This is a genomic window from Paenibacillus sp. FSL R7-0340 (assembly GCF_038002205.1).
Taxonomy (GTDB): domain Bacteria; phylum Bacillota; class Bacilli; order Paenibacillales; family Paenibacillaceae; genus Paenibacillus; species Paenibacillus polymyxa_B.
Genome location: NZ_JBBOBY010000001.1, coordinates 3,867,406 through 3,892,265, shown reverse-complemented (window position 1 = coordinate 3,892,265; position 24,860 = coordinate 3,867,406). Strand labels below are relative to the sequence as shown.

General features: G+C 46.6%; 22 protein-coding genes, 2 pseudogenes and 2 CRISPR repeat arrays. Of the genes and pseudogenes, 22 read left to right on the top strand and 2 right to left on the bottom strand.

What is annotated here, in order from left to right; translation table 11 throughout:
* Positions 1–108: 108 nt before the first annotated feature.
* From MKX59_RS16965 to MKX59_RS16925, 9 genes and pseudogenes are all read left to right on the top strand, one after another.
* A complete protein-coding gene (locus tag MKX59_RS16965) occupies positions 109–1,038 on the top strand; it encodes a D-alanine--D-alanine ligase (protein WP_076294869.1) in 930 nt (309 codons plus the stop codon).
* 1 nt (position 1,039) lies between these two features.
* Positions 1,040–2,224: an aminotransferase class I/II-fold pyridoxal phosphate-dependent enzyme gene (locus MKX59_RS16960; protein ID WP_076294868.1), complete on the top strand. Its 1,185-nt coding sequence runs from the start codon at positions 1,040–1,042 to the stop codon at positions 2,222–2,224.
* A gap of 484 nt (positions 2,225–2,708) precedes the next feature.
* Positions 2,709–4,884: direct repeats of the CRISPR family, unit length 32 nt; unit sequence GTCGCACTCTATATGAGTGCGTGGATTGAAAT.
* Between the two features lie 72 nt (positions 4,885–4,956).
* A pseudogene (gene cas1, locus MKX59_RS16955) lies at positions 4,957–5,519 on the top strand (CRISPR-associated endonuclease Cas1); the annotation flags it as partial.
* A 7-nt stretch (positions 5,520–5,526) separates the two neighbouring features.
* Positions 5,527–5,817: pseudogene (gene cas2 / locus MKX59_RS16950) on the top strand (CRISPR-associated endonuclease Cas2).
* A gap of 179 nt (positions 5,818–5,996) precedes the next feature.
* Positions 5,997–7,904: direct repeats of the CRISPR family, unit length 32 nt.
* Positions 7,905–8,056: 152 nt separating this feature from the next.
* Entirely contained in the window at positions 8,057–8,239 is a 183-nt protein-coding gene (locus tag MKX59_RS16945; RefSeq protein ID WP_340858641.1) for a hypothetical protein, read from the top strand.
* A 336-nt stretch (positions 8,240–8,575) separates the two neighbouring features.
* On the top strand, positions 8,576–9,991 hold the full coding sequence (locus tag MKX59_RS16940; protein ID WP_340858639.1) for a helix-turn-helix domain-containing protein: 1,416 nt from the start codon (positions 8,576–8,578) through the stop codon (positions 9,989–9,991).
* A gap of 277 nt (positions 9,992–10,268) precedes the next feature.
* Positions 10,269–10,436 (top strand): aspartyl-phosphate phosphatase Spo0E family protein, encoded by a 168-nt coding sequence (locus tag MKX59_RS16935; RefSeq protein WP_071558834.1) that lies wholly within the window; start codon positions 10,269–10,271, stop codon positions 10,434–10,436.
* A 109-nt stretch (positions 10,437–10,545) separates the two neighbouring features.
* The gene (locus MKX59_RS16930) at positions 10,546–10,740 is read left to right on the top strand and encodes a Rha family transcriptional regulator (protein WP_053326560.1); all 195 of its coding nucleotides are present in this window, start codon (positions 10,546–10,548) and stop codon (positions 10,738–10,740) included.
* A gap of 123 nt (positions 10,741–10,863) precedes the next feature.
* Positions 10,864–11,238 carry a DnaJ family domain-containing protein gene (locus MKX59_RS16925; protein ID WP_053325287.1) on the top strand — a complete coding sequence of 125 codons (375 nt, stop codon included), beginning with the start codon at positions 10,864–10,866 and terminating at the stop codon, positions 11,236–11,238.
* A 64-nt stretch (positions 11,239–11,302) separates the two neighbouring features.
* Here the strand turns inward: MKX59_RS16925 and gluQRS are convergent, their stop codons facing one another.
* Complete coding sequence (gene gluQRS / locus MKX59_RS16920) at positions 11,303–12,298, bottom strand: tRNA glutamyl-Q(34) synthetase GluQRS (protein WP_023988291.1); 996 nt, start codon at positions 12,296–12,298, stop codon at positions 11,303–11,305.
* 323 nt (positions 12,299–12,621) lie between these two features.
* Between gluQRS and hrpB the strand changes: the two genes are divergently transcribed.
* The 6 genes from hrpB to MKX59_RS16890 all read left to right on the top strand — a co-directional run bounded on the left by hrpB (position 12,622) and on the right by MKX59_RS16890 (position 19,973).
* On the top strand, positions 12,622–15,150 hold the full coding sequence (hrpB, locus tag MKX59_RS16915; RefSeq protein ID WP_340858634.1) for an ATP-dependent helicase HrpB: 2,529 nt from the start codon (positions 12,622–12,624) through the stop codon (positions 15,148–15,150).
* Between the two features lie 341 nt (positions 15,151–15,491).
* Complete coding sequence (locus tag MKX59_RS16910; RefSeq protein WP_071640621.1) at positions 15,492–16,076, top strand: general stress protein; 585 nt, start codon at positions 15,492–15,494, stop codon at positions 16,074–16,076.
* Between the two features lie 270 nt (positions 16,077–16,346).
* Entirely contained in the window at positions 16,347–17,519 is a 1,173-nt protein-coding gene (locus MKX59_RS16905; RefSeq protein WP_340858632.1) for an acyltransferase, read from the top strand.
* 164 nt (positions 17,520–17,683) lie between these two features.
* Positions 17,684–18,322, top strand: coding sequence for a CatB-related O-acetyltransferase (locus MKX59_RS16900; RefSeq protein ID WP_053325291.1), 639 nt, complete (start codon positions 17,684–17,686; stop codon positions 18,320–18,322).
* 264 nt (positions 18,323–18,586) lie between these two features.
* A complete protein-coding gene (locus tag MKX59_RS16895) occupies positions 18,587–18,949 on the top strand; it encodes a helix-turn-helix transcriptional regulator (protein ID WP_013310011.1) in 363 nt (120 codons plus the stop codon).
* Between the two features lie 19 nt (positions 18,950–18,968).
* A complete protein-coding gene (locus MKX59_RS16890; protein ID WP_061830313.1) occupies positions 18,969–19,973 on the top strand; it encodes a Gfo/Idh/MocA family protein in 1,005 nt (334 codons plus the stop codon).
* A gap of 93 nt (positions 19,974–20,066) precedes the next feature.
* Here MKX59_RS16890 and MKX59_RS16885 read toward each other — a convergent pair whose 3' ends face one another.
* Complete coding sequence (locus tag MKX59_RS16885; protein WP_165175559.1) at positions 20,067–20,636, bottom strand: TraR/DksA C4-type zinc finger protein; 570 nt, start codon at positions 20,634–20,636, stop codon at positions 20,067–20,069.
* 144 nt (positions 20,637–20,780) lie between these two features.
* On the opposite strand from MKX59_RS16885, the gene MKX59_RS16880 reads away from it, so the two are divergent.
* The 7 genes from MKX59_RS16880 (at position 20,781) to MKX59_RS16850 (ending at position 24,858) form a co-directional block, all read left to right on the top strand.
* Entirely contained in the window at positions 20,781–21,158 is a 378-nt protein-coding gene (locus MKX59_RS16880) for a DivIVA domain-containing protein (protein ID WP_023988297.1), read from the top strand.
* Between the two features lie 97 nt (positions 21,159–21,255).
* Entirely contained in the window at positions 21,256–21,690 is a 435-nt protein-coding gene (locus MKX59_RS16875; protein ID WP_340858630.1) for an Rrf2 family transcriptional regulator, read from the top strand.
* A 23-nt stretch (positions 21,691–21,713) separates the two neighbouring features.
* Complete coding sequence (locus MKX59_RS16870) at positions 21,714–22,214, top strand: metallophosphoesterase family protein (RefSeq protein ID WP_340858627.1); 501 nt, start codon at positions 21,714–21,716, stop codon at positions 22,212–22,214.
* A 35-nt stretch (positions 22,215–22,249) separates the two neighbouring features.
* Positions 22,250–22,576: a (2Fe-2S) ferredoxin domain-containing protein gene (locus tag MKX59_RS16865; protein ID WP_076160164.1), complete on the top strand. Its 327-nt coding sequence runs from the start codon at positions 22,250–22,252 to the stop codon at positions 22,574–22,576.
* 130 nt (positions 22,577–22,706) lie between these two features.
* Positions 22,707–22,985 (top strand): hypothetical protein, encoded by a 279-nt coding sequence (locus MKX59_RS16860; RefSeq protein WP_013310018.1) that lies wholly within the window; start codon positions 22,707–22,709, stop codon positions 22,983–22,985.
* Positions 22,986–23,091: 106 nt separating this feature from the next.
* Positions 23,092–23,694: a nitroreductase family protein gene (locus tag MKX59_RS16855; RefSeq protein WP_025722870.1), complete on the top strand. Its 603-nt coding sequence runs from the start codon at positions 23,092–23,094 to the stop codon at positions 23,692–23,694.
* Between the two features lie 240 nt (positions 23,695–23,934).
* Positions 23,935–24,858, top strand: coding sequence for an NAD(P)/FAD-dependent oxidoreductase (locus MKX59_RS16850; protein ID WP_340858624.1), 924 nt, complete (start codon positions 23,935–23,937; stop codon positions 24,856–24,858).
* Positions 24,859–24,860 lie beyond the last annotated feature (2 nt).

The window sequence follows — 24,860 nt, the reverse complement described above, 5'->3', positions numbered from 1 at the left end:
TAGAAAAAAAAGAACTACAGAGACGGAATATTGTTCTGAAGAAGCACCAGCGATCAAAAGAACAATCCGTAACCACATAAAGATTTTGAAGAAAAATGAGGTGTCATGATGAAAATTGGTGTTATTATGGGCGGTATTTCCTCTGAGCGTGAGATTTCTTTGCAGACAGGTCAAGAGATGATCGATCATTTGGATCGCAGCCGTTATGAAGTGGTTCCAATGGTGATTGAGCAGCGAGTGGATTTGATCATGCAGGTCCAGCAGGCTGGCATTGATATCGCCTTGCTGGCACTACATGGTCAGTATGGCGAGGACGGCACGGTGCAGGGAGCGCTGGAGACGCTGGGCATTCCCTACACAGGCAGCGGTATCCTGGCAAGCAGCTTATGCATGAATAAACAGTTGTCCAAGACGCTGTTGAAGGCAGCGGGTGTGAATACCCCTGAAGGCCTTTGTTGGCAGGGGATGAACGATTATGATCCGCAGGTGGTGGAGCGTTTGGGCTACCCGGTAATTGTGAAGCCGAATACGGGGGGATCCAGCATCGGCATCCAGCTTGTACAAAATGAGAAGGAGCTGCTACCAGCTGTTCAGGAGGCTTGCAGCTTGGATCAAGCGATCTTGATTGAGCCCTATTATAAAGGGACGGAGATTACCTGCTCCATCGTAGATGGCGAGGTATTACCGATTATTAGCATTAGCTCCGCTCGTTCGAAGTGGTTCGACTACCAAGCGAAATATGAGGTCGGCGGCGCTGAGGAGAAGGTGGTCGAGCTTCCCCCCGTTATTGAGCAGCGTGTGCGTGAGGCGGCACTGGCCAGCTACCGGCTGCTGCAATGCAAGGTCTATGCAAGGGTCGATATGATTTTGTGTCAGGATAGACCTTACGTGCTGGAAGTGAACACATTACCGGGAATGACCGCCAACAGCCTGCTTCCGAAGAGTGCGGCAGCTGCGGGTATAACCTTTACACAGCTACTGGACCATATTATTGCCAGCTCGCTCCATGAGCGGAAACAGGAATGGGGGATGGCGTAATATGTTTAGTGAAAAGGGGACAGGGCGGTTTGTATCCTCGCGTGTACGGGATATTCGGCCATCGGGAATTCGCGCTTTTTTTGATCTGAATGCAGCAGGCGGAGGTACAATCGCCCTTGGGGTCGGAGAGCCTGATTTCGTTACACCGGAAAAGGTACGTGAAGCTTGCATTCAGGCATTGCGTGAAGGACAGACGAAATATACTTCGAATGCCGGCTTGATGGAGCTGCGGGAGGAGATCTCGGCTTATTTTTCCAGCAGCTTCGCGCTTTCCTATGACCCTGAGCAGGAAATGATTGTGACGGTGGGGAGCAGTGAAGCCGTCGACCTGGCGCTGCGAGCAGTGATCGATCCGGGTGACGAGGTGCTGATTCCAGCACCAAGCTATATTGCCTATGAACCCATTACCCATCTGCATGGCGGTAAAATTGTAGAGGTGGCGGCTACGGCAGAGGAGCAATTCAAGCTGACCCCGCAAGCGCTGCAAGCGGCAATTACACCTCATTCAAAGGTTTTAATGATCAATTATCCCTGTAATCCGACTGGAACAGTTATGACGGAGCAGGATTGGCTGCCGATGACAGAGCTCATTATCAAACATAATCTGGTCGTCATTTCGGATGAAGTGTATGCCGAACTGACTTACGGGAGAAAGCATGTCAGTATCGCCTCTTTGCCGGGCATGAAGGAGCGTACGATTGTCATCAGTGGTTTTTCCAAAGCATTTGCGATGACAGGCTGGCGGGTAGGCTATGCGTGCGGTCCGCATGAGCTGATTGCCGGCATGCTGAAAATCCACCAGTACACAGCCATGTGTGCGCCCACCATTGCACAGATTGCCGCGCTGGAATCATTGCGCCATGGCTTGGCTGCCAAGGATGAGATGATGGCGAGCTACAATGAACGTCGCAAGCTGTTTGTGGCCGGCTTGAATGCAATCGGGCTTGCTTGTCATGAGCCTGAGGGGGCTTTCTATGCCTTCCCTTCAATTACTTCTACTGGCATGTCATCTGAGCAGTTTGCACTTCGTATGCTGAAGGAAGCGAAGGTGGCGGTCGTACCGGGACATGTATTCGGATCAGGCGGAGAGGGCTTTATTCGCTGCTCATATGCAGCCTCGCTCGTCGATTTGGAGAAGGCGCTGGAACGGATGGGAAGGATTATGCAGGTAATGCAGCCTGTATGATGAACAGGGTTAATAACTCAACTTTTGCCGAACGTTTTCATAAAATATTTTACAAATACCTTTATGATTTTCGAAAATATAAAGGTATTTTTCTGATCAATGTAGTCGATATTTCCGGATGTATTTACCCAAAGCCAGAACGTTCAGCTTTGGTGTTAACTGGTGGAGCCCTGCTTTTAAATGCGCTATCGATGAATTAAATATATTCGAATGTGCGCTTACTCCTTCACAGGTGGCAGAACTGGCAGAGGTGAAATAAGTCCAGGCAGGTATTTGTTGCTAAGCTAAAAAGCGAGTCTGTCCAGGTGCGAATGTGAAGCTCACATGAATTCTCCGAGAGATTCGCACCTCAGATTTTGTCGAATTACATCGAATGTGAACAAGTTTTAAACGATCGCAAGAGGATAAGGTAATATTAGATGCGTTTTTGCCAAAATAACGCTAGAATGTTACTTAAATAGGGGGCATTTGACCCATTTTCGCTGTCGCACTCTATATGAGTGCGTGGATTGAAATCAAGTGTACCAAATGAGTAACCACCAATACAATACGCGTCGCACTCTATATGAGTGCGTGGATTGAAATACCAGTTGCACCCCTTTACTTGAACGTTTTCCCAAAGGTCGCACTCTATATGAGTGCGTGGATTGAAATAAGTAGTGATGCCGTTATACTGTCTGTCGTTGATGACCGTCGCACTCTATATGAGTGCGTGGATTGAAATACTCTCTAGCAGATACCCCTAAGGATGAACAGGAAAGTCGCACTCTATATGAGTGCGTGGATTGAAATACTGCTACGAGAAAGGAAGGTTAACCCCTGCAACGTCGCACTCTATATGAGTGCGTGGATTGAAATGAACCAAGGACCGCGGCTGTATAAGAACCGAACTCGTCGCACTCTATATGAGTGCGTGGATTGAAATTTTTAGTTAGGGGGTTATGGCGTGCAGTCTTTCAGAGTCGCACTCTATATGAGTGCGTGGATTGAAATATTTTGTCAAAAAGCAAAGCCTCATAAATGATCGTAGGGTCGCACTCTATATGAGTGCGTGGATTGAAATAGTTTGGATGATCCGTGCCGCCGCTGAACGTGATAGTCGCACTCTATATGAGTGCGTGGATTGAAATACCAATTGCCAATTCGTTAAAGAAGGTACTCACCGTCGCACTCTATATGAGTGCGTGGATTGAAATCTCTATAGAATACGCCGCACGTAACATATCTGCCGTCGCACTCTATATGAGTGCGTGGATTGAAATATTTGACTGAATGACATGATTTTGTCTATCAAACGTCGCACTCTATATGAGTGCGTGGATTGAAATTGTGACATTTGTAGGGGAACCTTGGTGGCTGCGTCGTCGCACTCTATATGAGTGCGTGGATTGAAATCAGTCAGAGGTGTAGAGATACCGTCTATTGTTGCCGTCGCACTCTATATGAGTGCGTGGATTGAAATATACACTGGTGTCCTCCTTCTCTGGCGTGTCCTTCTTAGTCGCACTCTATATGAGTGCGTGGATTGAAATTTATTTGAGCCAAGATCAACCTCCCCCTTTCTCGTCGCACTCTATATGAGTGCGTGGATTGAAATTCATTGGGCAACCCTTACTCTAAAAGCATTCAGCGGTCGCACTCTATATGAGTGCGTGGATTGAAATTACAGGTCAGGGTAGTGGCGCTCAATTAACCTTAGTCGCACTCTATATGAGTGCGTGGATTGAAATATCATCACCACTCATTTCCGAACTTTATTTCAACGTCGCACTCTATATGAGTGCGTGGATTGAAATTCGCTTGACGGTATACAATTGGTGCTTTTTGCGCCTGTCGCACTCTATATGAGTGCGTGGATTGAAATTTCTTAGTCGCTGGTTTGGGCGCTGGTTTTGGTGCGGTCGCACTCTATATGAGTGCGTGGATTGAAATACGACTTGATCCATTAGGCTTTGTCCATGCCAGCCGTCGCACTCTATATGAGTGCGTGGATTGAAATCACCTTGTCACGCTTACCGCTACGGGATCAAACAGTCGCACTCTATATGAGTGCGTGGATTGAAATACCCATAGTCAAACTGTGAAAAACTTGAATGGAGTCGCACTCTATATGAGTGCGTGGATTGAAATTGATTAGCCGCATTTGCTGGATTAGCATTAGCCTTGTCGCACTCTATATGAGTGCGTGGATTGAAATTAAGGCGTCTTTAAGCGCCTGACATCCAGCCGGAGTCGCACTCTATATGAGTGCGTGGATTGAAATATATTGCGTTTTACAGTAGAAATTATTTTGCATGGTCGCACTCTATATGAGTGCGTGGATTGAAATCCGCCGCCAGTATCGCCCCCGCCTGTATTCCCGCGTCGCACTCTATATGAGTGCGTGGATTGAAATAGATCCCAGGCCCTTAAACGACTTGAAGCTCATGCGTCGCACTCTATATGAGTGCGTGGATTGAAATTCGCCATATGAAATCATGCGGAGGTGCTGATATAAGTCGCACTCTATATGAGTGCGTGGATTGAAATTTGTTCGTTCCCGGCGTGATTTGATATCGTCCTTGTCGCACTCTATATGAGTGTGTGGATTGAAATGTTTCTCTGCCATCTCTGCTTTTAAGAGTTTTGGTCGCACTCTATATGAGTGCGTGGATCATGACGGAGCAGCCGCCACTTGGTCGTACGAGTGGAGAGCGCCTCTTTATCCGAAATCATGAAGGGGTCCGTGAAGTGAGGAGCTGGAGATTTTACGTGGTTTGGAGGGAGACGGCGTTGGTTCAGTACAATTCCGTGTGGGATGATCTGATCTTACAGCAAAAAGATGATTTTTATTTCCATGGACGCCATAAGCGCCCGTCGTTAGATAACGTGAATGCCCTATTATCTTTTGCCTATACACTGTTGTCCAACGATATGAAATCCGCACTGGAAGCTGTCGGTCTGGATGCTTATGTAGGTTTTCTGCATAGAGATCGTCCAGGGCGAGCCTAATTGGCACTGGATGTGATGAAAGAGCTTAGAGGAGTAAATACCGACCGTTTTGTTCTTACATTATTAACAAAAAATGATTCATGGCAAAGGATTTTACAAAAAAGAAAACGAGGCTGTCATGATGGACGATGATACGAGGAAAATCGTATTGAAGGCATGGCAAGAACGGAAACAGGAAAAAATGATTCATCCTTATTTGAATGAGAAAATGTCTTGGGGGCTTGTGTCCTATTCACAGGCTTTGCTCTTGGCTAGATATATTCGGGGAGATCTGGACGAGTACCCTCCATTTTTGTGGAAGTAGGTTGATCTTGTTAATACTAATTACGTATGATGTAAGTACATTAGATAGAGAAGGCAGAAAAAGACTGGAAAAGGTTGTGAAAAGGTGCGTAGATCACGGACAAAGGGTGTAAAATTCCGTGTTTGAGTGCATTTTGGATTCGACCCAGTTCCGCCGTTTAAAATATGAATTAGAAGAATTGATAGACAAAAAAGAAGACAGCCTGCGTTTCTACAACTTTGGAGATAGCTATAAAAAGAAAGTAGAGCATATAGGGGCTAAGGAAGCTTACGATATGGAAAGCCCACTGATTTTATAAGGTGCGAATGTGAAGCTCACATAAAAACCCCGGGTCCTTCGCACCTCGAAATTTGTCGAAAAGTATTAAAATTGCTATTTATCCGTAAAGTCAATAGTTGATCCAAGCTTATTTGACATCAGTTTTTGCGACAATGTGTAGAATTGATATCATTAGGGTATCAATTACTGCATTTTCGCTGTCGCACTCCATGTGAGTGCGTGGATTGAAATATCGAGTTATATACGGCGGCATGGGCGGCGGTGGAGTCGCACTCCATGTGAGTGCGTGGATTGAAATCAATTGGACGTAGCTCATGGACTTGTGGGCACGGTCGCACTCCATGTGAGTGCGTGGATTGAAATTTTACGCCCATTACAAAATACGTATTTGCCCAATTAGTCGCACTCCATGTGAGTGCGTGGATTGAAATTATTTAATCTCCCCTGTAGCGTCCTGTGCGCCATCCTCGTCGCACTCCATGTGAGTGCGTGGATTGAAATTTAAATAATATTCACTCGCCTTCAAGTGCCTTCAGTCGCACTCCATGTGAGTGCGTGGATTGAAATTGTTTAAACACGGGGGATGGGTTTCCAAAGGTAAGTCGCACTCCATGTGAGTGCGTGGATTGAAATTGCTTCACACCACTGTTTACTATTTTCGCCGCCTGCGTCGCACTCCATGTGAGTGCGTGGATTGAAATTGGCAGACCCACCCTTTCATGTGGCTCGGGCTGGCAGTCGCACTCCATGTGAGTGCGTGGATTGAAATCTTATCAGCCGCAAAGGTACGGACTACAATATGCGTCGCACTCCATGTGAGTGCGTGGATTGAAATAATCATGACCAGTTCACCCTTGCTGTCGAACTCCGTCGCACTCCATGTGAGTGCGTGGATTGAAATAGCCTAAACTTAAACTTGACGACTTTGACAATTATTGTCGCACTCCATGTGAGTGCGTGGATTGAAATAGCCTGTCTCCGCTAAGCTTCAGCAGGAGGAAGGCGGTCGCACTCCATGTGAGTGCGTGGATTGAAATTCGCATATCAAAGATGGACTCATGAACCACTTTGAGTCGCACTCCATGTGAGTGCGTGGATTGAAATCTTAATAAGTTCAGAGAGCATACAGCCTGACATGAGTCGCACTCCATGTGAGTGCGTGGATTGAAATCTCCAGAAACACCTTTCTAAACAATGACCTTTTCGTCGCACTCCATGTGAGTGCGTGGATTGAAATTATCCTCCAATAAACTCCCACTCATCAAAAGCGGGGTCGCACTCCATGTGAGTGCGTGGATTGAAATAGAGGGGCATTAAAGGGTTGCAGTTGGGAACCGCGTCGCACTCCATGTGAGTGCGTGGATTGAAATCAGATAGCTGCGGGATGCCCTGCCAGTGCTGTCGTCGCACTCCATGTGAGTGCGTGGATTGAAATCCAAGGAGGAAACTGATTTGGATGGACTCGTTATTAGTCGCACTCCATGTGAGTGCGTGGATTGAAATCACAAATAGCCCTCCTTATAGAACTTTTGCTACGTCGTCGCACTCCATGTGAGTGCGTGGATTGAAATCTCGAATAAGGAACACGTCAATTGGGGTTCCAAAGTCGCACTCCATGTGAGTGCGTGGATTGAAATTGGAGCATTTGCAGATAGTATTGCTGCATGTTAAGTCGCACTCCATGTGAGTGCGTGGATTGAAATATTAAGCCGCAGGCCAGTGGTGGCCAGCAGTAAAGTCGCACTCCATGTGAGTGCGTGGATTGAAATCCTTAGATTGATTTGAGTAGATTTATTTATACCATGTCGCACTCCATGTGAGTGCGTGGATTGAAATTTTGGTTCAAGGCCCTTATCAAGTGGTGGTAAGCAGTCGCACTCCATGTGAGTGCGTGGATTGAAATCACATCGAATAGTTGAAATAATTTCTATTTTTTTGTCGCACTCCATGTGAGTGCGTGGATTGAAATTGGCGCAATGCCTTTTCCAAGTCGCTAATAGCATCATCGTCGCACTCCATGTGAGTGCGTGGATTGAAATACTTTCGATGGATCACGGGCAACTAATTTGTACTTGTCGCACTCCATGTGAGTGCGTGGATGGTATGAAAAAGAAGGCTTGTTTCGTGGCCTGCCCAGCAGTGAATAGGTGCAAATTTCTTCTTAACGGATTCCTGATTCGGAAAATTCCCCTTACTTTTATGCGACAATTAACTAACATTTACAATGGTTGAAGTATAAATTTAGGTGGGAGTTGCTTATGAGAATTTCCATGAGTAAGTTACTAAAACGCTATGCAGCGATTTTGTTGGGCTACGCAATAGGTATAGGGTTATTTTACGCTTTGGGATATAAGATGAGCGCTATGGGAATCTATGCAATTTTGACAGGAATGGTGACTGGAGAAATAATCAACTTCGCATTATCAAAGCGAGAGAAATGAACCTATGTATCCCTTGATTACATCAACATCAGGGGATTTTTCATGTAATTTAAAGGTCCAACAGAGTTTCTGCATGGGACCTCACCTCTATATCATTTACTGGTGAGAATCCACATGGGAAATGAATTAGTCATATCAACGCTGTGAAATCTTTACTTGGAACCATCCAATGATTCCAGGATGTCGCTTGTCCAACATGTCCCAATATGTGTAAGTTATGCTGAATTTTCGCTATAAACATTAGTTGCATAATATATTGACAGATGGTTAATTATGGAGAAGAATAGAGGGTGATTTTTAAAATAATGGAATTTTTATGTGAAGGGTGGTTATGACTTGAAGCATACACCTACGATTTCAGCGGAGTTTGAGGATTATCTAAAACAAAATGATATGACATTGAGTCAATTTGCCGAATATTCAGGGGTTCATCAAAGAACGCTTAGTAATTGGATTACTCAGCATCGTCCTGTTTCCGTACAGCAGCTAGACCGAATCACTGTGGCTATGGATTTGCCAGAAGGCTATTTTTACGATCTATACATAGAAAATTACATCATTGACCTTTCCCCGAATTTTAGGCGAATCGAGCCATTATTGTATCGTTGTGCGGAGCTGGACAAGCTGGATGCAATCCGTCGAATGGTTGGACATATCATGGATAATCCGCTGTATGCGTCCAGGCTATTTGATGTTGCAGAAGCATTATTTGAACAGGGACGACATGCTGCTGCGCTGCCTCTCTATGAGAATGTCGCAGAAGTGGAGAAATATCAGCATTCTGAACGCTTGGCCATCTGTCAATATCGTATATTCTCGATTCAAGTTGGAGACGATCAGAGCCGTAATCTCAAGGCAGCAACACTATTTGAACCCTTTGTGGAACGTCTGGATGAAATAGACCAACTTGATGCGCTAAAAGATTTGGCGAATGTGTTTCGTTCTTTGCGCTTATGGGACAGGCTTGATGTGACCGCTCGAAAAATGAGAGTTAGAGCGGAAATTCAATATACATTAGAGCATCAGCAGAAAAAACGAAAGCCTGCGGAACTTGAAAAGAGGCTGAGCCGTCCATTGTTTGTGTACATCACCTATTCTGATTTACTGTGTGCCAGTGTATATGAGGCCAAAGGAGATTATGAGCAGGCATTAGAATATACATACGCCTACGCTAATTTAGATTGGGTCAAAGAGACTGACGAGGATACTCTGCATTGGATTAAACAGTTTCAAGATTGGGCGTTATGTAATACTTATGTTAATAAACTACTGTTTGGAGATATAAGCGTGCTTTCGGATTATGTTGAATATATTGCTGCATCAAAAGCCGATAAAGAAATGGTTACTAAGCTACTGAATGTAATGTTTGCTGCTAACCGGTATCAGTTAAATGTGAATCACGTACTTGAGCGCTTTGAAACCCTTATTGACTTTTTCGTGAAACAGGGGCAGTCATCATCTGACATGTATACTAAACAAGTTATACCAGAACAGTTTGCACGTCTTGGATATGAGTTAGCTTATTATTATTTGTATCAAGGAAAGTATAACGATGGCTTTAAATACTTGATGTATGCAATGCTAAGGTCACATATAATAAATAATGAGACTTATTTTATAAATTGTATGGGTTTGTTTTTACATTTTCGGGAATATGCGATTACTGAAACCAAAGCGGGTTTTTTAAATCTTATTGAAAAGGTGTGGTTAGAGAATGTTGAAAAAAATGGTACTGCTGATCATCGCGGCTAGTTTTTTGTTTATTGTTACTGTGCCGGTTCATTCGCATAGTCACATCCAACTTAATGACCAAGTCGGAGGAGCCTAAAGGGAATTGGTTAACCTTACTTTTAACGGGTGTTGTTGGTTGCAAGTTTAACTCTGAACAACTTGAAACCAACTGAAAATAAACATATACCGACAAAAAGTGCCTCTGGAATATTCCAGAAGCACTTTTTTTGTTAAGCGTATTTTAAAAAAATTCAAAAATTTACGTTTTGCATTAGGATATGACATAGAAGGGGGAATCATGCTGATGAATCCAGGTGTGACTTTACTTCGTGTCGAACGGGCCAGAAAAAGACTGTACCAAGTCCAGAAGAAATACGGATTTTTAACGCATCCCAAAGTGATTGAACAATCCATGAAACTGGATGAACTATTGAATCAATACCAAATATACAAAATGAAATCTTAACAAATGAGTTCATGACATGTTGCTAAAGGAAGAGCGTGAAATCCAATCTCCAAACCCCAATCATAATCCTAAATCCTAAATCCTATACTATGAAGAGGTGATAACGTTGTTGAACAAACGAAATCCTGTAACCCCTTTTGGTTGGAAAATCAAAGAAAAGCTAGTCGAGAGGCAAATGGATCAGAGAACATTTTGTGATACCTACCATATTCCTGCTAGTCGCCTGTCCAATCTCATTCATGGAACACGTAAGGCCAAAAAATATAGAGTACAAGTATGTCAATTGCTTGGGATCGAGGAATAACCCTCTTTCTCCTTTATGGATACAGGACATCCTAATGATATGTAAGCTACAGTGGCAAAGGACTCCAGGTTTCTTTAATATAGATTGTACATAGGATGTTTAATACAAGAGTGGAAAGGATCGATGGAAATGTTCTCCAGAATGGCAGAGCAGAAGATTGCTGAGGCGATGGCCAAAGGTGAGTTTGATCATTTACCGGGAGCGGGCAAGCCACTGGTCATCGAGGATTTGTCACATGTTCCAGAGGAGCTGCGGATGTCGTACAAGCTGTTGAAGAATGCAGGCATTTTACCGGAAGAGCTTCAGTTACAAAAGGAATGTGTCCAGTTACGTGATTTGCTTCACGCTTGTCATGAGGCAGGAGAGCAACAACGGATCAGTCGCAGGCTGACTGAAAAATCACTTCGTCTCCGTATGCTGCTGGAGGAAAGAGGGCTAAATACGTCGTCTGTATTTTATGAATATGAGTCCGCTATGCGTAAGCGACTGGAGGAATAGAAGCGAGCGGAGCAAAGGGCGGAATGCCCTTGCCCGTACACTTTGATTTCCGCGCTTTACCTCATTACCGTTGCAGTGCAGATAATCTCATGAGGCATTGTTTCGTCAGGATGACGGGTTCTTTGGGCAGTTTGTCCAAATGAAAGTCATCGATTAAATCCACAGCCTTCACAGGCTCAGGTGAATCCAGCAGCCCGGAAAAATAGGCGAGCCAGCCAATGACTGCTTCCGGTGTGATACCTTGTCGGCGCATAGCTCGGAGTGCTACGCCACCATGTCGTTTGGCCAGCCTTCGCCCATCAGGGCCCAGGACAAGGGGAACGTGTGCGAAACGTGGCGACTGCAACCCCAAAGCTTGGTACAGCAATAGCTGACGAGGAGTCGAATCGAGAAGATCATACCCACGTAGTACGTCGGTCATATACATATCTGCATCATCGACAACGACAGCCAGCTGATAGGAAAACATGCCGTCCGCCCGTTTGACGATAAAATCGCCGCCCTCTGCCGCACCGAAGGTCACATGGCCTGCTACCTGATCATGAAACGAAATAACGGCATCTGGATTTTGCGGTACTTTAAAGCGAAGTGAAGGGAGTTTATGTTGTGCTTTGGCTACGACATCTTGAGAGCTAAGGTTACGACATGCACCTGAATATGCGGGTCCTTCACCAGACAGTCCATGTGGAGCATGGGCGGCAGCCACAATGTCGGCCCGACTACAAAAACAAGGATACAGCAAATCTTGCTCCTGTAGTATCTCCAATGCAGATTGGAAGCGTTCCAGCCGCTGGCTTTGAGTGTAGGGACCGTAGGGACCGCCTACGTCGGGTCCTTCGTCCCATTCCAGCCCGATCCAGCGCAAATCTTCCATAATCCCTTGCGCCAACTGGCTGCGAGCTCGCGTCATATCGATATCTTCCATGCGCAAAATATAGGTTCCACCCAGGGACCGAACGTGCAGCCAGGATAATAAGGCGGTGCGAGCGTTTCCTAAGTGTATCCATCCCGATGGTGTTGGGGCAAATCGCCCTCTGATGGGTTGGGCCTGTAATTCCATACGAAAGTGACCTCGATTCTATATTCCGTCCTTCAGCAATCCATATCAACCATATTATAAAACGAACTTGCCGCGAGTGCATCCCGACAGGGTATAGGAGCTAACACAGAAAACTTACATAGCTGCGATGGCCAGACGGGAAATTTAAATATCTGTATAATAGATTTAGAAGAATTATGCACGACAGATCAAAGAGAAGTCCCAGAGTGCAGCTTAACATTTTTTATTCAATATTCAATAATTACAGGTAATGAAAAATTCACAATAATAAAGGAATTAAAACTTAGATTCTACGCATCAAGCGTATCATTGGAGAGATTTCATTGACAGATAAACAACTGCCTATTATGCAAGTGATCCCCGAGCTTAAACATACACTGCAATCCCATTCGGCGGCGGTACTGATTGCACAGCCGGGAGCGGGGAAAACGACGGTAACACCGCTGGAGCTGCTGCATGAGCCGTGGCTGGCAGGGCAAAAGATGATTATGCTGGAGCCGAGGCGTTTGGCAGCACGTGCAGCAGCAGCGCAAATGGCGAAAGCGCTGGGAGAGCCCACCGGGAAGACCGTGGGTTATCGAGTTCGTATGGATACAAAAGTAGGACCAAACACGCGGATTGAAGTGGTTACGGAGGGCGTACTGACCCGGATGCTGCAACATGATCAGGCATTGGAGGGAGTCGGGCTGATTATGTTTGATGAGTTTCATGAACGCAGCCTGCATGCAGACTTGGGATTGGCACTTGCCCTGCAAAGCCAGGCGCTGTTGCGACCGGATTTGAAGATATTGATCATGTCTGCCACCCTGGAGGCAGAGCCTGTATGCAGACTATTAGGGGATGCGCCATTGCTGGAATGTCCAGGCACCGTATTTCCAGTAGAAACCTTTCATATGTCCAAACCTTCATCAATCTCATTAGAGTCTTTTACGGCTGAGACGGTAGATAAGGCGCTTGATGTTCATGAAGGCGATCTGTTGGTGTTTTTACCAGGGGCTAGAGAAATTCATAGAACGGAACGAGAATTGGCTTCAAAGCATTTACCAGCACACGTCAAGGTAATTCCGCTGTACGGCAGCATGAAGCTGGAGCAGCAGGATGAGGCCATACGTTCATCGGCTTTGGGCAGTCGAAAAGTGGTATTGGCCACATCGATTGCCGAGTCCAGCTTGACCATCGCCGGGATTACGGTGGTGATCGATAGCGGACTGTCGCGGGAATCGGTGTTTTCCGCGCGAACCGGTATGAGCCGTTTGACCACCGTCAAGGTGTCCAAGGCCTCCGCCGACCAGCGGCGCGGACGGGCGGGCCGTCTCCAGCCGGGCGTATGCTACCGGCTGTGGAGCGCACAGGAGCATGCCGCGCTCCCCGATGCCAGTCGCCCGGAAATCGCCGCGGCGGATCTGGCCCCACTCGCGCTGGAGCTGGCGGCCTGGGGCGTGCGCGAGCCCGCCGAGCTGGCCTGGCTGGATGCCCCGCCTGAGGCCGCGTACCGCCAGGCCACAGGTCTGCTGCACCAGCTCGGCTGCCTGGATGAAGCAGCCGACGGCACTACAGGCGGCATCACCGCGCATGGGCGCGAGGTGTCCGCCCTAGGCACGCACCCGCGCCTTGGACACATGCTGTTGCGCGCAGCCGCCCTTGGCCTGGCCCCGACTGCCAGCCGTCTGGCTGCGCTGCTGCAAGAGCGGGACCCGTTCCGCGCACATGGCGGAACGGATTTGCGCCCGCGGCTGGATGCCCTGCGCGAGGCGGCCCATGCCCGCAGTACGCACAGCCTGCTGCGGGCAGCAGACGATACGGTGATTCGCCGTATCGTGCAAGAGAGCCGGCAACTGCTAGCCACGCTGCCGACAGCAGCCGCAGCGCAGGACGAGCCTGACGGCTCCGCGGCTTGCGGGCTGCTGTTGGCCTTTGCGTATCCGGATCGGATCGCGCAGGGCCGGGGGGATGGCCGCTTTTTGCTTAGCGGCGGCCGGGGCGCGCGACTCCGACAAGTGGAGTGGATGTCGCGTTCGTCCTATCTCGTCGCCGCCGAAGTGGACGACGAGGGAGCAGATGGCGCCATTCAGTTGGCGGCACCGGTTGAACTGCAAGAGCTGATCCAGCATTGCAGCGATTTGCTGCTGGAACAAGCCAGCGTATACTGGGATAGCTCCGCCTCAGCAGTGAGAGCCCGCAAGGTACTGCGGCTGGGCTCACTCGTCTTAAAGGAAACGTCCTATGAGCGACCTCCGGCAGAGGAAGTAGCTGCCGCCTTGATGCAGGGTGTCCGTGAACGAGGTCTGAAGCTACTGTCATGGAATCGGCAAACCCTCCAGTTGCAGGCTCGTTTGATTTTTATGCACTTCTCGGCGCCTGAGGACTGGCCGGACTGCACGGAATCGGCATTGCTGGATTCATTGGAATCGTGGCTGTTGCCTTTTGCTCTAGGAGCCAAAAATGTATCCGATTTGCAACGGCTGGACAGTGCTGCATTGCTGCTTGGCAGGCTGGATTGGGAACAGCGGCAGCAGCTTGATCAGGAAGCGCCGACGCATATCCGCGTACCCAGCGGTTCCCGCATTCCTGTCGATTATTCGAATCCTGAGGCACCAGCGCTGGCCGTACGACTACAAGAGTTGTTCGGTATGAGGGATACGCCTCTTATTGGACGCGGACGCGTACCCATTGTATTGCATTTACTGTCACCTGCCCAGCGACCTGTCCAAGTGACTTCCGACTTGTCCAGCTTCTGGAGCGAGGCTTACTTTGAAGTCAAAAAGGACCTGAAGGGCAGATATCCCAAGCATTATTGGCCGGATAATCCACTGGAAGCTGTGGCGACCAACAGAGCAAAGCCAAAGCATTGACCAGCAGCTGTCTTATTATGCGACAGAACGGTGTGAGAAGTAGTAAGCTGAATTCAAAAAAGTCACATAAAAACGGAGTAGGCAGAATGGTGCTGTACAAGCGGAAGCGGTCGCCTTTGTCTCCAGGTTTCTACTCTTGCACGTTCATTCAGGAAATCTGGGGACAACAGCGATGGGAAGCACCATCTGACTGCGCAGTGGCTCCATATGTAACTTTTATAGAATGGGTTCAAATTGAAGGGTATCGACTTTTTGAATTTTCGTAAAATCGTTTAAACGTCATAATAGCGGGGTAATGAAAGACGAACCACTCAACACCAAAATATTGGGAGGTAACTATCATGACTAATAACTTAAACGATTATAATGAAAAGAAAATTGTTGGTGTTTTTGATACAGAGCAGGAAGCATCTCGTGCGATAGGACAATTGCAGAGCAAAGGAATCCCAAGCAGTGAAATTTCTGTGATCACCCGTGACCGTGACGAGCTAAGGACGATTAGTGAAGAGACAGGCACCAAAGCACCGGAGGGTGTGGCCACAGGTGCGGCTACCGGCGGTATTGTAGGCGGCGTTGCTGGCTTGCTGGCAGGCATCGGGGCCTTGGCTATTCCGGGTATCGGACCGATCCTCGCTGCTGGACCTATCGCGGCTACTCTTACCGGAGCAGCTGTCGGTGCGGGAGCAGGTGGCTTGGTCGGTGGACTGGTCGGGCTAGGTATTCCAGAAGATGATGCACGTCAATACGAGACATACGTCGATCAGGGCAAGATTTTAGTGCTGGTGGATTCAGCTGACCATCACAGGGATGTTTATGATATTTTCCGCACCAACCGTTCGCTGAATGCGGATCGTTACAGAACGTATGATGATACGGTGGCGGACACGCGGACAGATGCGTACACAGATACTAGAAGGAACCTGTAAACAACTAACGGCTAGTTGAGAACGTGATTTAACAGGCTTTCCTATCTCCTTTGTATATAGGTTGTTTCTCCAGCAGCAGTCTCCCCGAGAGGGAAGGCTGCTGCTTTTACATGTTAGTGAAACATAGAATAAACCTGAGATAAATGATGCTTTGCTTGCTGTTGGCACGTTTATCCTTCTATATATTTTTACAGAATTGTCGTTATAATAGATTTGAGGATTTTGAAAAATCCTGGATTTATAAATTGCTAGATGTAACAGGAGAGTGACATGAGTCAAAAAGAGAGAATTTCCGAAGTCGCTTTGCTAAGAGGGCTGGCTTTTGCCGCCGTTGTTCTTCAGCATTCCGTCGCACATTATGCGGTTGCGCAGGGGGCGCGCATCCAGGACGGGGTTTTGATGACACTTTTACTGCTGTGTTCCAAATTTGCAGTTCCGGTGTTTGTGTTTATCACGGGCATGGTGCTATTTTACAATTATGATGGGGTCTTAAAGTACGGAACGTTTTTACGTAAAAGATTCATGGACATCATCGTTCCGTATATCATATGGTCTCTTTTATACGAATTGGGAAATCAGCTTGCCCAAAGTGGTGGATATATTCACCCGCTGGATTTTTTCCAGAAGCTATTGAACGGGAAAAGCAGCTATCATCTATGGTACATCGTTATGATTATCCAATGTTATGTGTTATTTCCCGTGTTTCGTTATGCGGTCCGTCATTTGTCTGCGCTACTGCCGTCAAAATGGCGACCCGCTGCATTGGCTGGATTCGGCGTGCTATATATTTTGCTCATGTTCGCCGTTGGACCCGTATACCAAGCGATGGATAAGCTCCAGCTTCCGGTCATTACCTCTTGGTTTACCCTGTACGCTGACCGGAATGTGATCTACTTTTTCTTTTATTTTGTGTTAGGAGCGGCAGCCGGGATGAACGTCAAGCGTTGGAATGCTTGGGTAACCAAAGCACAGATGATATACTGGCCGTTGTTTATCGTGATTACAGGCTACTTACTGTACGAGATGATCGGTCAGTTCCAGACGCCGCGAGGTACAGTTCTTTCCTTTAACTATTTGTCTTTGCTGCGTCCGGTCATGGCTGTATATTGCGTCGCGTCTATTTTTGTAGCTTATCGGGTAGCGACGTGGATTGCTCATAAGGGGGGACGTGCGGCGAGTATGCTGACGGCCATCGGAACGTTGTCCTATGGAGCGTATCTCATGCATGCCTTTATGCTGCGTGTGACCTATTATTTTGACGAGACGTTTTTTGCAGACTGGAGCCACGTTCTTCGTACGCTGGCTTCGTTCGTTCTCTGTATGATCTTTTCCGTTGCCGGAACATGGCTACTGGCACGCTTGCCTCTGGGCAAATGGATCGTGGGGCTTCGGGTTCGTCCTCGCCCGACTGGAGGTCCGCTAGCCTTACAAAAGCAAGCCTGATTTGATAACCCAATCACATATGTTCACATGAGTATCCCAAAGCCAAGAACTAAGGCCAAGGGATACTTTTCTATATCTACATTTGTTTAATAGTATGCATACTGATAGACTGGATGTTCCTTTACCAGTTAGGTGAAGGAACATCCATATGGGAGGGTCGCAAAATGAGTGGTCCAGATACAAGAAGCGTTTTTCCAATGAAAAATATTAGAAGTCTGTGTTTTTTGAACAATGTAGTGGTTAATCCATATATCGAAATCGGGGATTATACCTATTATGACGATAATGATAACCCTTTGGATTTTGAGAAAAATGTCCTTTATCATTTTGATTTTATAGGGGACAAATTAAAGATTGGTAAGTTTTGTGCGATTGCAGCCAAAGCCAAATTTATTATGAATGGTGCTAATCATAATACAAATGCATTTACGACTTTTCCTTTTGGAGCGTTTGGCGGAGATTGGGAAGTTGGTTTACCCAATTTAAGTGGGGGCTACAAAGGGGACACTGTGGTTGGAAATGATGTTTGGATTGGTTACAACGCTACCATTATGCCCGGAGTTCAAATTGGTGATGGCGCGATCATTGCGTCAAACGCCGTGGTGACTAAAGATGTTCGGCCATATTCCATTGTAGGAGGAAATCCTGCGAAGTTAATTCGTTATCGGTTTGATGAGGAAACTATAGCTATGCTACAAACCCTGAAATGGTGGGACTGGGACATCCAAAAAATAACAGAATATATTCCTGTTTTGACAAGTAACGATACGGAGGCCTTAAAACAATTAATCCAGTCTTCGTAATCTGTAACTCTATTTTTTTAGCTTTAGTTATATTATTTCAACATATGAAAAATTCATAATAGTAAAAACAATAAAATTATTTCTCAGCGCTTCGCACACTACTCTATATCGCCTCATTCTATATCTCTCGCCATCTTAAAACAGGTCACAAGAGATGAAGGGTTCTCATACGCTCTCATATCATCAAAGGAAATAGTGTATGGACGCAGAGTGGTTTATAATGGAAGATAAGGTGCACGAATAAGGTGTGGAGGAGGCTATGAAATGGCGTTTATGATATCCCAGCGGGCTTTTATCAAAATTTATCTGATCACAATGGTGGAGAGGCATCGCGGTTATGGATATCAGATGCTCGAATCGATGAAGGATGAGTTTAGTGGCTTTGGATATGTTCCGCCTCAGAGCGAGGTTTACCGGGCGCTGCATGAGCTGGTACAGGAAGGCGTTTTTTACCGTACCAAGCGATTGAAAGGAACAGACCCGCGCGTGGATTTTCAGGAGATTGTACTCTATCACTTTACAGATGATGGCGAGGAGAAAGCCCGACTGTACAAGAAGCAGGTCAAAGCCGATTTGGACCGTTGCTTAGGTATGCTGCATAAAGCGGAACAAGACAACTATTCCTAACCACGAAAGGATGAGAATGATGGGTAGAAAGCTGAAATGGGGAATTTTAGGCACTGCGGAGATCGCCCAAATCGCTGTAATTCCTGCGATTCAGCAATCCGAACGCGGAGAAGTGCTTGGGATTGCTAGTCGTAATGCGGATAAAGCCGCTGAGGCCGCCCGGGAGTTCGATATTCCAAAAAGTTATGGAAGCTATGATGAACTGTTGGCTGATCCCGAAATCGGAGCGGTGTACATTCCGTTGCCAAATCATCTGCATGAAGAGTGGACCATTCGGGCAGCGGAGGCTGGGAAGCACGTTTTGTGTGAAAAACCATCTTCTCTTAGCTCGGCTGGGACAAGCCGCATGATTGAAGCATGTCAACGTGCAGGAGTGATCTTTGCAGAGGCTTTTATGTATCGCTATCATCCCAAACATCGAAGAATTAAGGAAATTATCAATAGTGGGGAAATTGGTGACATTCGCGGCATCCATTGCACGTTTACGTTTAACAATACCGATCAGGCAGATAATGTGCGCTTTAATAAAAACATGGGCGGCGGCTCGCTATATGATGTGGGCGTCTATCCGATATCAGCCGCTCGTATGTATTTGGACCGGGAGCCGGAGGCAGTGACGGTACATGCCTTATTTTCCCCGGAGCATGACAACGTCGATATGATGGCTTCCGGCTTGCTGGAATTTCCGGGTGGAGTCAACCTTACTTTCGATTGTGGCATGTGGGCAGCCAACCGTTCCAACATGGAAATTCTCGGTAGCAAGGGTACGATTGCGATGCCCAAAATGTTCGGTTGGGAAAGAACGTCTGTGGTACCGCAAATTTTCGTCCACGTCGGTTCGGTTACGCGTGAGGAACGTCTGAAAGGTTTTAATTCCTTTGAACTGCAAGCGGATGCTTTTGCTAAAGCGGTGCTTGATGGTGTCCCGTTGCCGTATGAGCCAGAAGATGCGGTGAGCAATATGAAGGTGATCGACGCTTGTATTGAGTCAGCTCGCAGTCGAAAACGGATAGAAATTGGATAAACGGGATCACCGTATTCCCGTAAGGCATAAAAAAGCAGCCTGTCCAAAGGACAAGCTGCTTTTTTAGATGAACGAATACATAAGCGTATAGCATTACATATTTTCATCATAATCGGTGACATCACGCTTGGCGGCAGTTGCAGGCGAGTTCGATGTACCGTATTTTTCTACGGCATCCCATGCGCCCGCATCGTCAAATCGTCCTGCATTTCGTTGGCGAACCTCACCTGCACCCTTGGGTGGCGGAGTCATGACCTGTTCCTCGACCGGGCGGTCATTCGATAATTCTCGAGTTGGCGTGTGCTCGACGGTATAGGCTGTATATGGAATGGCTTGCAACCGTTCAAAAGGAATTTCTTCCCCGCTCTCCACACATATCCCGTACGTCCCATTCTTCATCCGTTGAAGGGCAGCATTGACCTGCTCCAGCTCGTCTTGCAGCGAATCATTAATCGCCAGATCACGGGACCGTTCAAAGGTTTCTGTCCCTATATCAGCGGGGTGGTTGTCATAGGACGAGAGCTCACCTGTAGAATCTGTCAGTGTTTCTCCCAATGGAGCGTTTTCCTGACCGTTTTGTTCAAAATGCTTTTCTAAATCCTTTTTCTGCTCCAACAACATATGTTTCAGCTCTGCAAGCTGCGAATCGTTCAAGTGGTTCATGATCATCTCTCCCCTTCGTGGTCTGGATAAGTGACACGTATGCTCTTTTATACCCGTTCATAGGGCTGGGCAATCAGCAGAGACTTTTATTCCCAGCCTAGAATGTGATATAAAAAGAATAGTGTGTTAAGGAGGGAATAACCGATGGATGAACATATGAAGCGTCGTCTGGATAAGCAAAAGCAGTTGTTTAAGCAACTGGGCATTCAGCTGGACGCGCTCTCCATTCATGAGAAACAGTTTAAGAATAAAATGCGCGGCTATGATCCGGACGAGGTGGATGCCTTTCTGGATGAAGTGATCAAGGATTACGAACGCTTTTATGCGAATATAGCCGACCTGATGGACAAGTGGCAGGAGCAGCAGGCAACCATACGTGATTTGAAAAATGCACCCAAGCCTGCCGCCGACCTTAATGGACTTGACCGTCGTCAACTGGAGGATATCGTTAAACAGTTGGAATATAGTGTACGCCAATTAAAAGTGCGAGTACGTCCTGAAAATGACTATTTTCCGGAGTAAGGTGCAGTAAGCACTGTGTTGGTGCCTCTATTGTGGTATGATGGAAGCAAGCATTTTACCAAACATTTAATGAGGCACACACATAAAGGTGGTTAACATGAGTACCCATTTTTCCGTTAGTATCCATTGTCTGCTTCTTCTGGCTGAAGGGGCACCGGAGCGAATGACATCGTCACTTATTGCTTCCAGCATCAATACAAACCCGGTAGTTGTGAGAAGGATTATGAGCCGACTCAAGCAAGCGGGTTTGGTGGATTCGTCGCCTGGAGCACGCGGCTTTCGTCTAAGGATGTCCAGTTCAAACATCAATCTGAAAATGATCTATGAGGCGACCAAGGATGAAGGTCCGTTGTTCGCCATCCATACCGATAGCAATCATAATTGTGAGGTAGGCAGGAACATAGACGCATTATTGGATGGTTTATATACCGTGGCAGAGCAGAAAATACAGGCGTTTTTCGAGACCATTACGCTGCGAGATCTGGAGCAGGCACTTCAGCAGCGCGTGGGGCAACAAAGTTCATCCGTGTAAAGACGCTGGTAAGGAGAATTTATATGAAAATCATCGTACTTTCAGACACTCATATGCCGCATAGAAGCAAAGCGTTGCCTAGTCGGCTTGTACAGGAGTTAAAAGGCAGTGACCTCATTCTCCATGCCGGAGACTGGACGGATTGGTTTGTATATGAACGTCTAGCTGAATTTTCGCCTGTGCAAGGCATTGCCGGAAACAATGATGGAATGGACATCGTGGAGCGTTTAGGCTATCAGCGAATCATCGAAGTCGAAGGCAAGCGGATCGGTATGGTTCACGGTCACGGCTGGCGAGGCTCGACAGAAAATATCGCATTGAATACGTTTAAGGGAGAAAAGCTGGATTGCCTGATTTATGGACATTCGCACATTCCGGTGGTCAAAACGATTGACGGTCAGCTTGTCCTTAATCCGGGGTCTCCGACAGACAAACGCGGCGAAGACGAATATTCATTTATCGTGCTGACGATTGAAGCTGGTCAGATGGAAGCACAGCTTGTTCTTTATCCAGATAAACATTGATTTAAAACCAACAACTGTTGATTAAAGGGGAAGCTATGGCTATTTTTGAATTAGAACCAATGAAGCATCATGTGTTGATCTGCAATGGAGGCACATGTATGCGACATGAGGGTGAAGAAGTTACACAGGCAATTCGGGATGAAATTCGTAATCAAAATGCAGAAGCATATATTCATACGACCAGAACTCGCTGTAATGGGCGTTGTCATGATGCTGCGGTTGTGATCGTATATCCTCAAGGGGACTGGTATGGTCAAATGACCCCCGACTCGGGGACTCAACTGGTGCAGAAGCTCGTAACGGGAGAGAAGCTGGAACCTCATCTTTTTCATGAGTGTACAGGTAAATCCAGCTCGGAATAATCCAATCAACCATCTATAAGAACATGAGTAGAGAAAATCTTTGCGGAGATTTTCTCTTTTTTGCGTTTAATCCTCGATGTGAAAGGTAAAAGTATACTGTGAACACCAATCCGATAGGGAGGGAAGTAAAATGGCCCCATTTGAAGATAACCTGCACGATCAGAATGAGCAGAAAGGACAGACGGGGAAAGGAACAACGGAGTCTAAACATCAGGAACAGTCGATCAATCGAGATCATGCAGAGCAGTATCCGACAGAGCAGGAAAGCTTGTTTGACCGTTTTGAGATTGAGCAGACGGTAGACGCCATTCCCGTAGAGGATTTGAAGATGGAAAGGCAGGAGGAGAGAGACAAGGATGCAACCAAGCACACCTCTTCCAGTGAGAAAAAATATAATGGTGGCGTATAATCATCAACTAACTGGTAATATTTAAAAAGAAATCTCTTGACTTTAAGATATATGTAATGTATATTAAGTTACGAAAAGTAATTAATTTTTCTCAGGAGGTAACAAAATGGCTAAAGACTTCTTCACAGCTCTGAAAGACAGACGCTCCTATTATGGTATTAGCAAAGAACAGGTCATTTCTGACCAACGGATTCAAGAGATTGTAGAGGAAGCTGTCAAGTACACACCTACCTCTTTCAACTCCCAAACTTCACGCGCTGTAGTGCTGCTTGGAGAGCATCATGACAAACTATGGAATATTACAGAAGATATTTTGCGTGAGGTTGTAGGCAATGAGGAGCAATTCAAGTCTACTGCCGAGAAGATGAACGGTTTCCGCAGCGGATACGGAACAGTCTTGTTCTTTGAAGACAATAACGTGGTGGCTGGTCTGCAACAACAATTTGAAGCCTATGCGGACAATTTCCCGATCTGGTCCAACCAATCTAATGGTATGCTACAATTGGTTGTATGGACGGCTCTGGAGCAAGAAGGACTGGGCGCATCCCTTCAGCATTACAACCCATTGATTGATGAAAAAGTGAAAAACGAATGGAACATTCCTGAGCATTGGAAACTGATCGCTGAAATGCCATTTGGTAAACCGACATTCCAACCAGGTGAAAAAGAATTCCAGCCTGTTGAGGAACGAGTAAAAACATTTAAATAATTATAATTTTCACGATAAAATGACGATTCAGGCTCGACCTGGTAAAGCACTGTGGGTATCCACAGTGCTTTTTGTCATTCCATTTTTAAGGCATATAAGCTTTGATATGTACGGACACAGGGGTTAATTCATCCGTTAGTGGGTGATATTATGTTTAAAATTGGATGAGAAGTTTACATAGGTGTTATTGCGATTTTATGCAGATGTCTAGGATAACGCGCATTCAAAGGAGGAAAAGTTATGAACTATGATTGCATTATTGTTGGTGGGGGAATTGCCGGATTGCAAGCAGCGATTCAATTGGGGAGATACAGCAGTCATCGAGTTCTAGTGATAGATTCGGGCTATGGTCGATCTACGCTGTGCCACCAGTATCATAATATTTTGGGCTTTCCTGACGGAATTTCTGGTGAAGAGCTGCGACGGCTTGGACGTAGTGAAGCCACGAAACTAGGTACTGAATTTGTTGAAGGGAAGGCGGTAAAAGCCACCAAAAGAGATGAGCTTTTTGACATTCAAGTGGAGGCAGGATCCGTCTATTCGTCAAAAACGCTGCTGTTGGCGACAGGGCTAACGGACCGTTTTCCAAAGCTGGATGGGTTACAAGCCTGCTTGGGCAACAGTGTATATGTATGCCCGGATTGTGACGGTTATGAGGTTCAGGATCGCAGTACGGTCGTTATGGGGGCAGGCAAAGCAGGAGCTTCCATGGCTCTGATTTTATCAGCGCGCACCGATCAACTTGTTTATGTCAATCATGAGCGTTCAGAGGTGCCGGACGAGCTGATCGTAAAGCTGCGGGAAAAAGGGATTGGCTATAAGGAAGCAGCCATTTCAGAGATTATAACCGGAGAACGGGGCTGTTTTGAAGGAGTGCGGCTGGCTGATGGACATGTGGTTCGAGCAGAGCGGGGCTTTTTAGCCTTTGGCAGCAATCACGTTCATTCAGAGCTGGCGGAGCAACTGGGTGTACATCTGCTGCATAATAAGCATATTGAAACTCATCCTCGCAGCAAAATGACAAATGTGGAAAATGTATGGGTAGCCGGGGACTTAGGAGCTCATGCCGAGCAAGCGACTGTGGCGATGGGAGAAGGAGCTATGTCAGCGATTTGGATACACAAGGTATTAACTGGTATGAAAACAAAAGAACCGCAGCTCTGAGA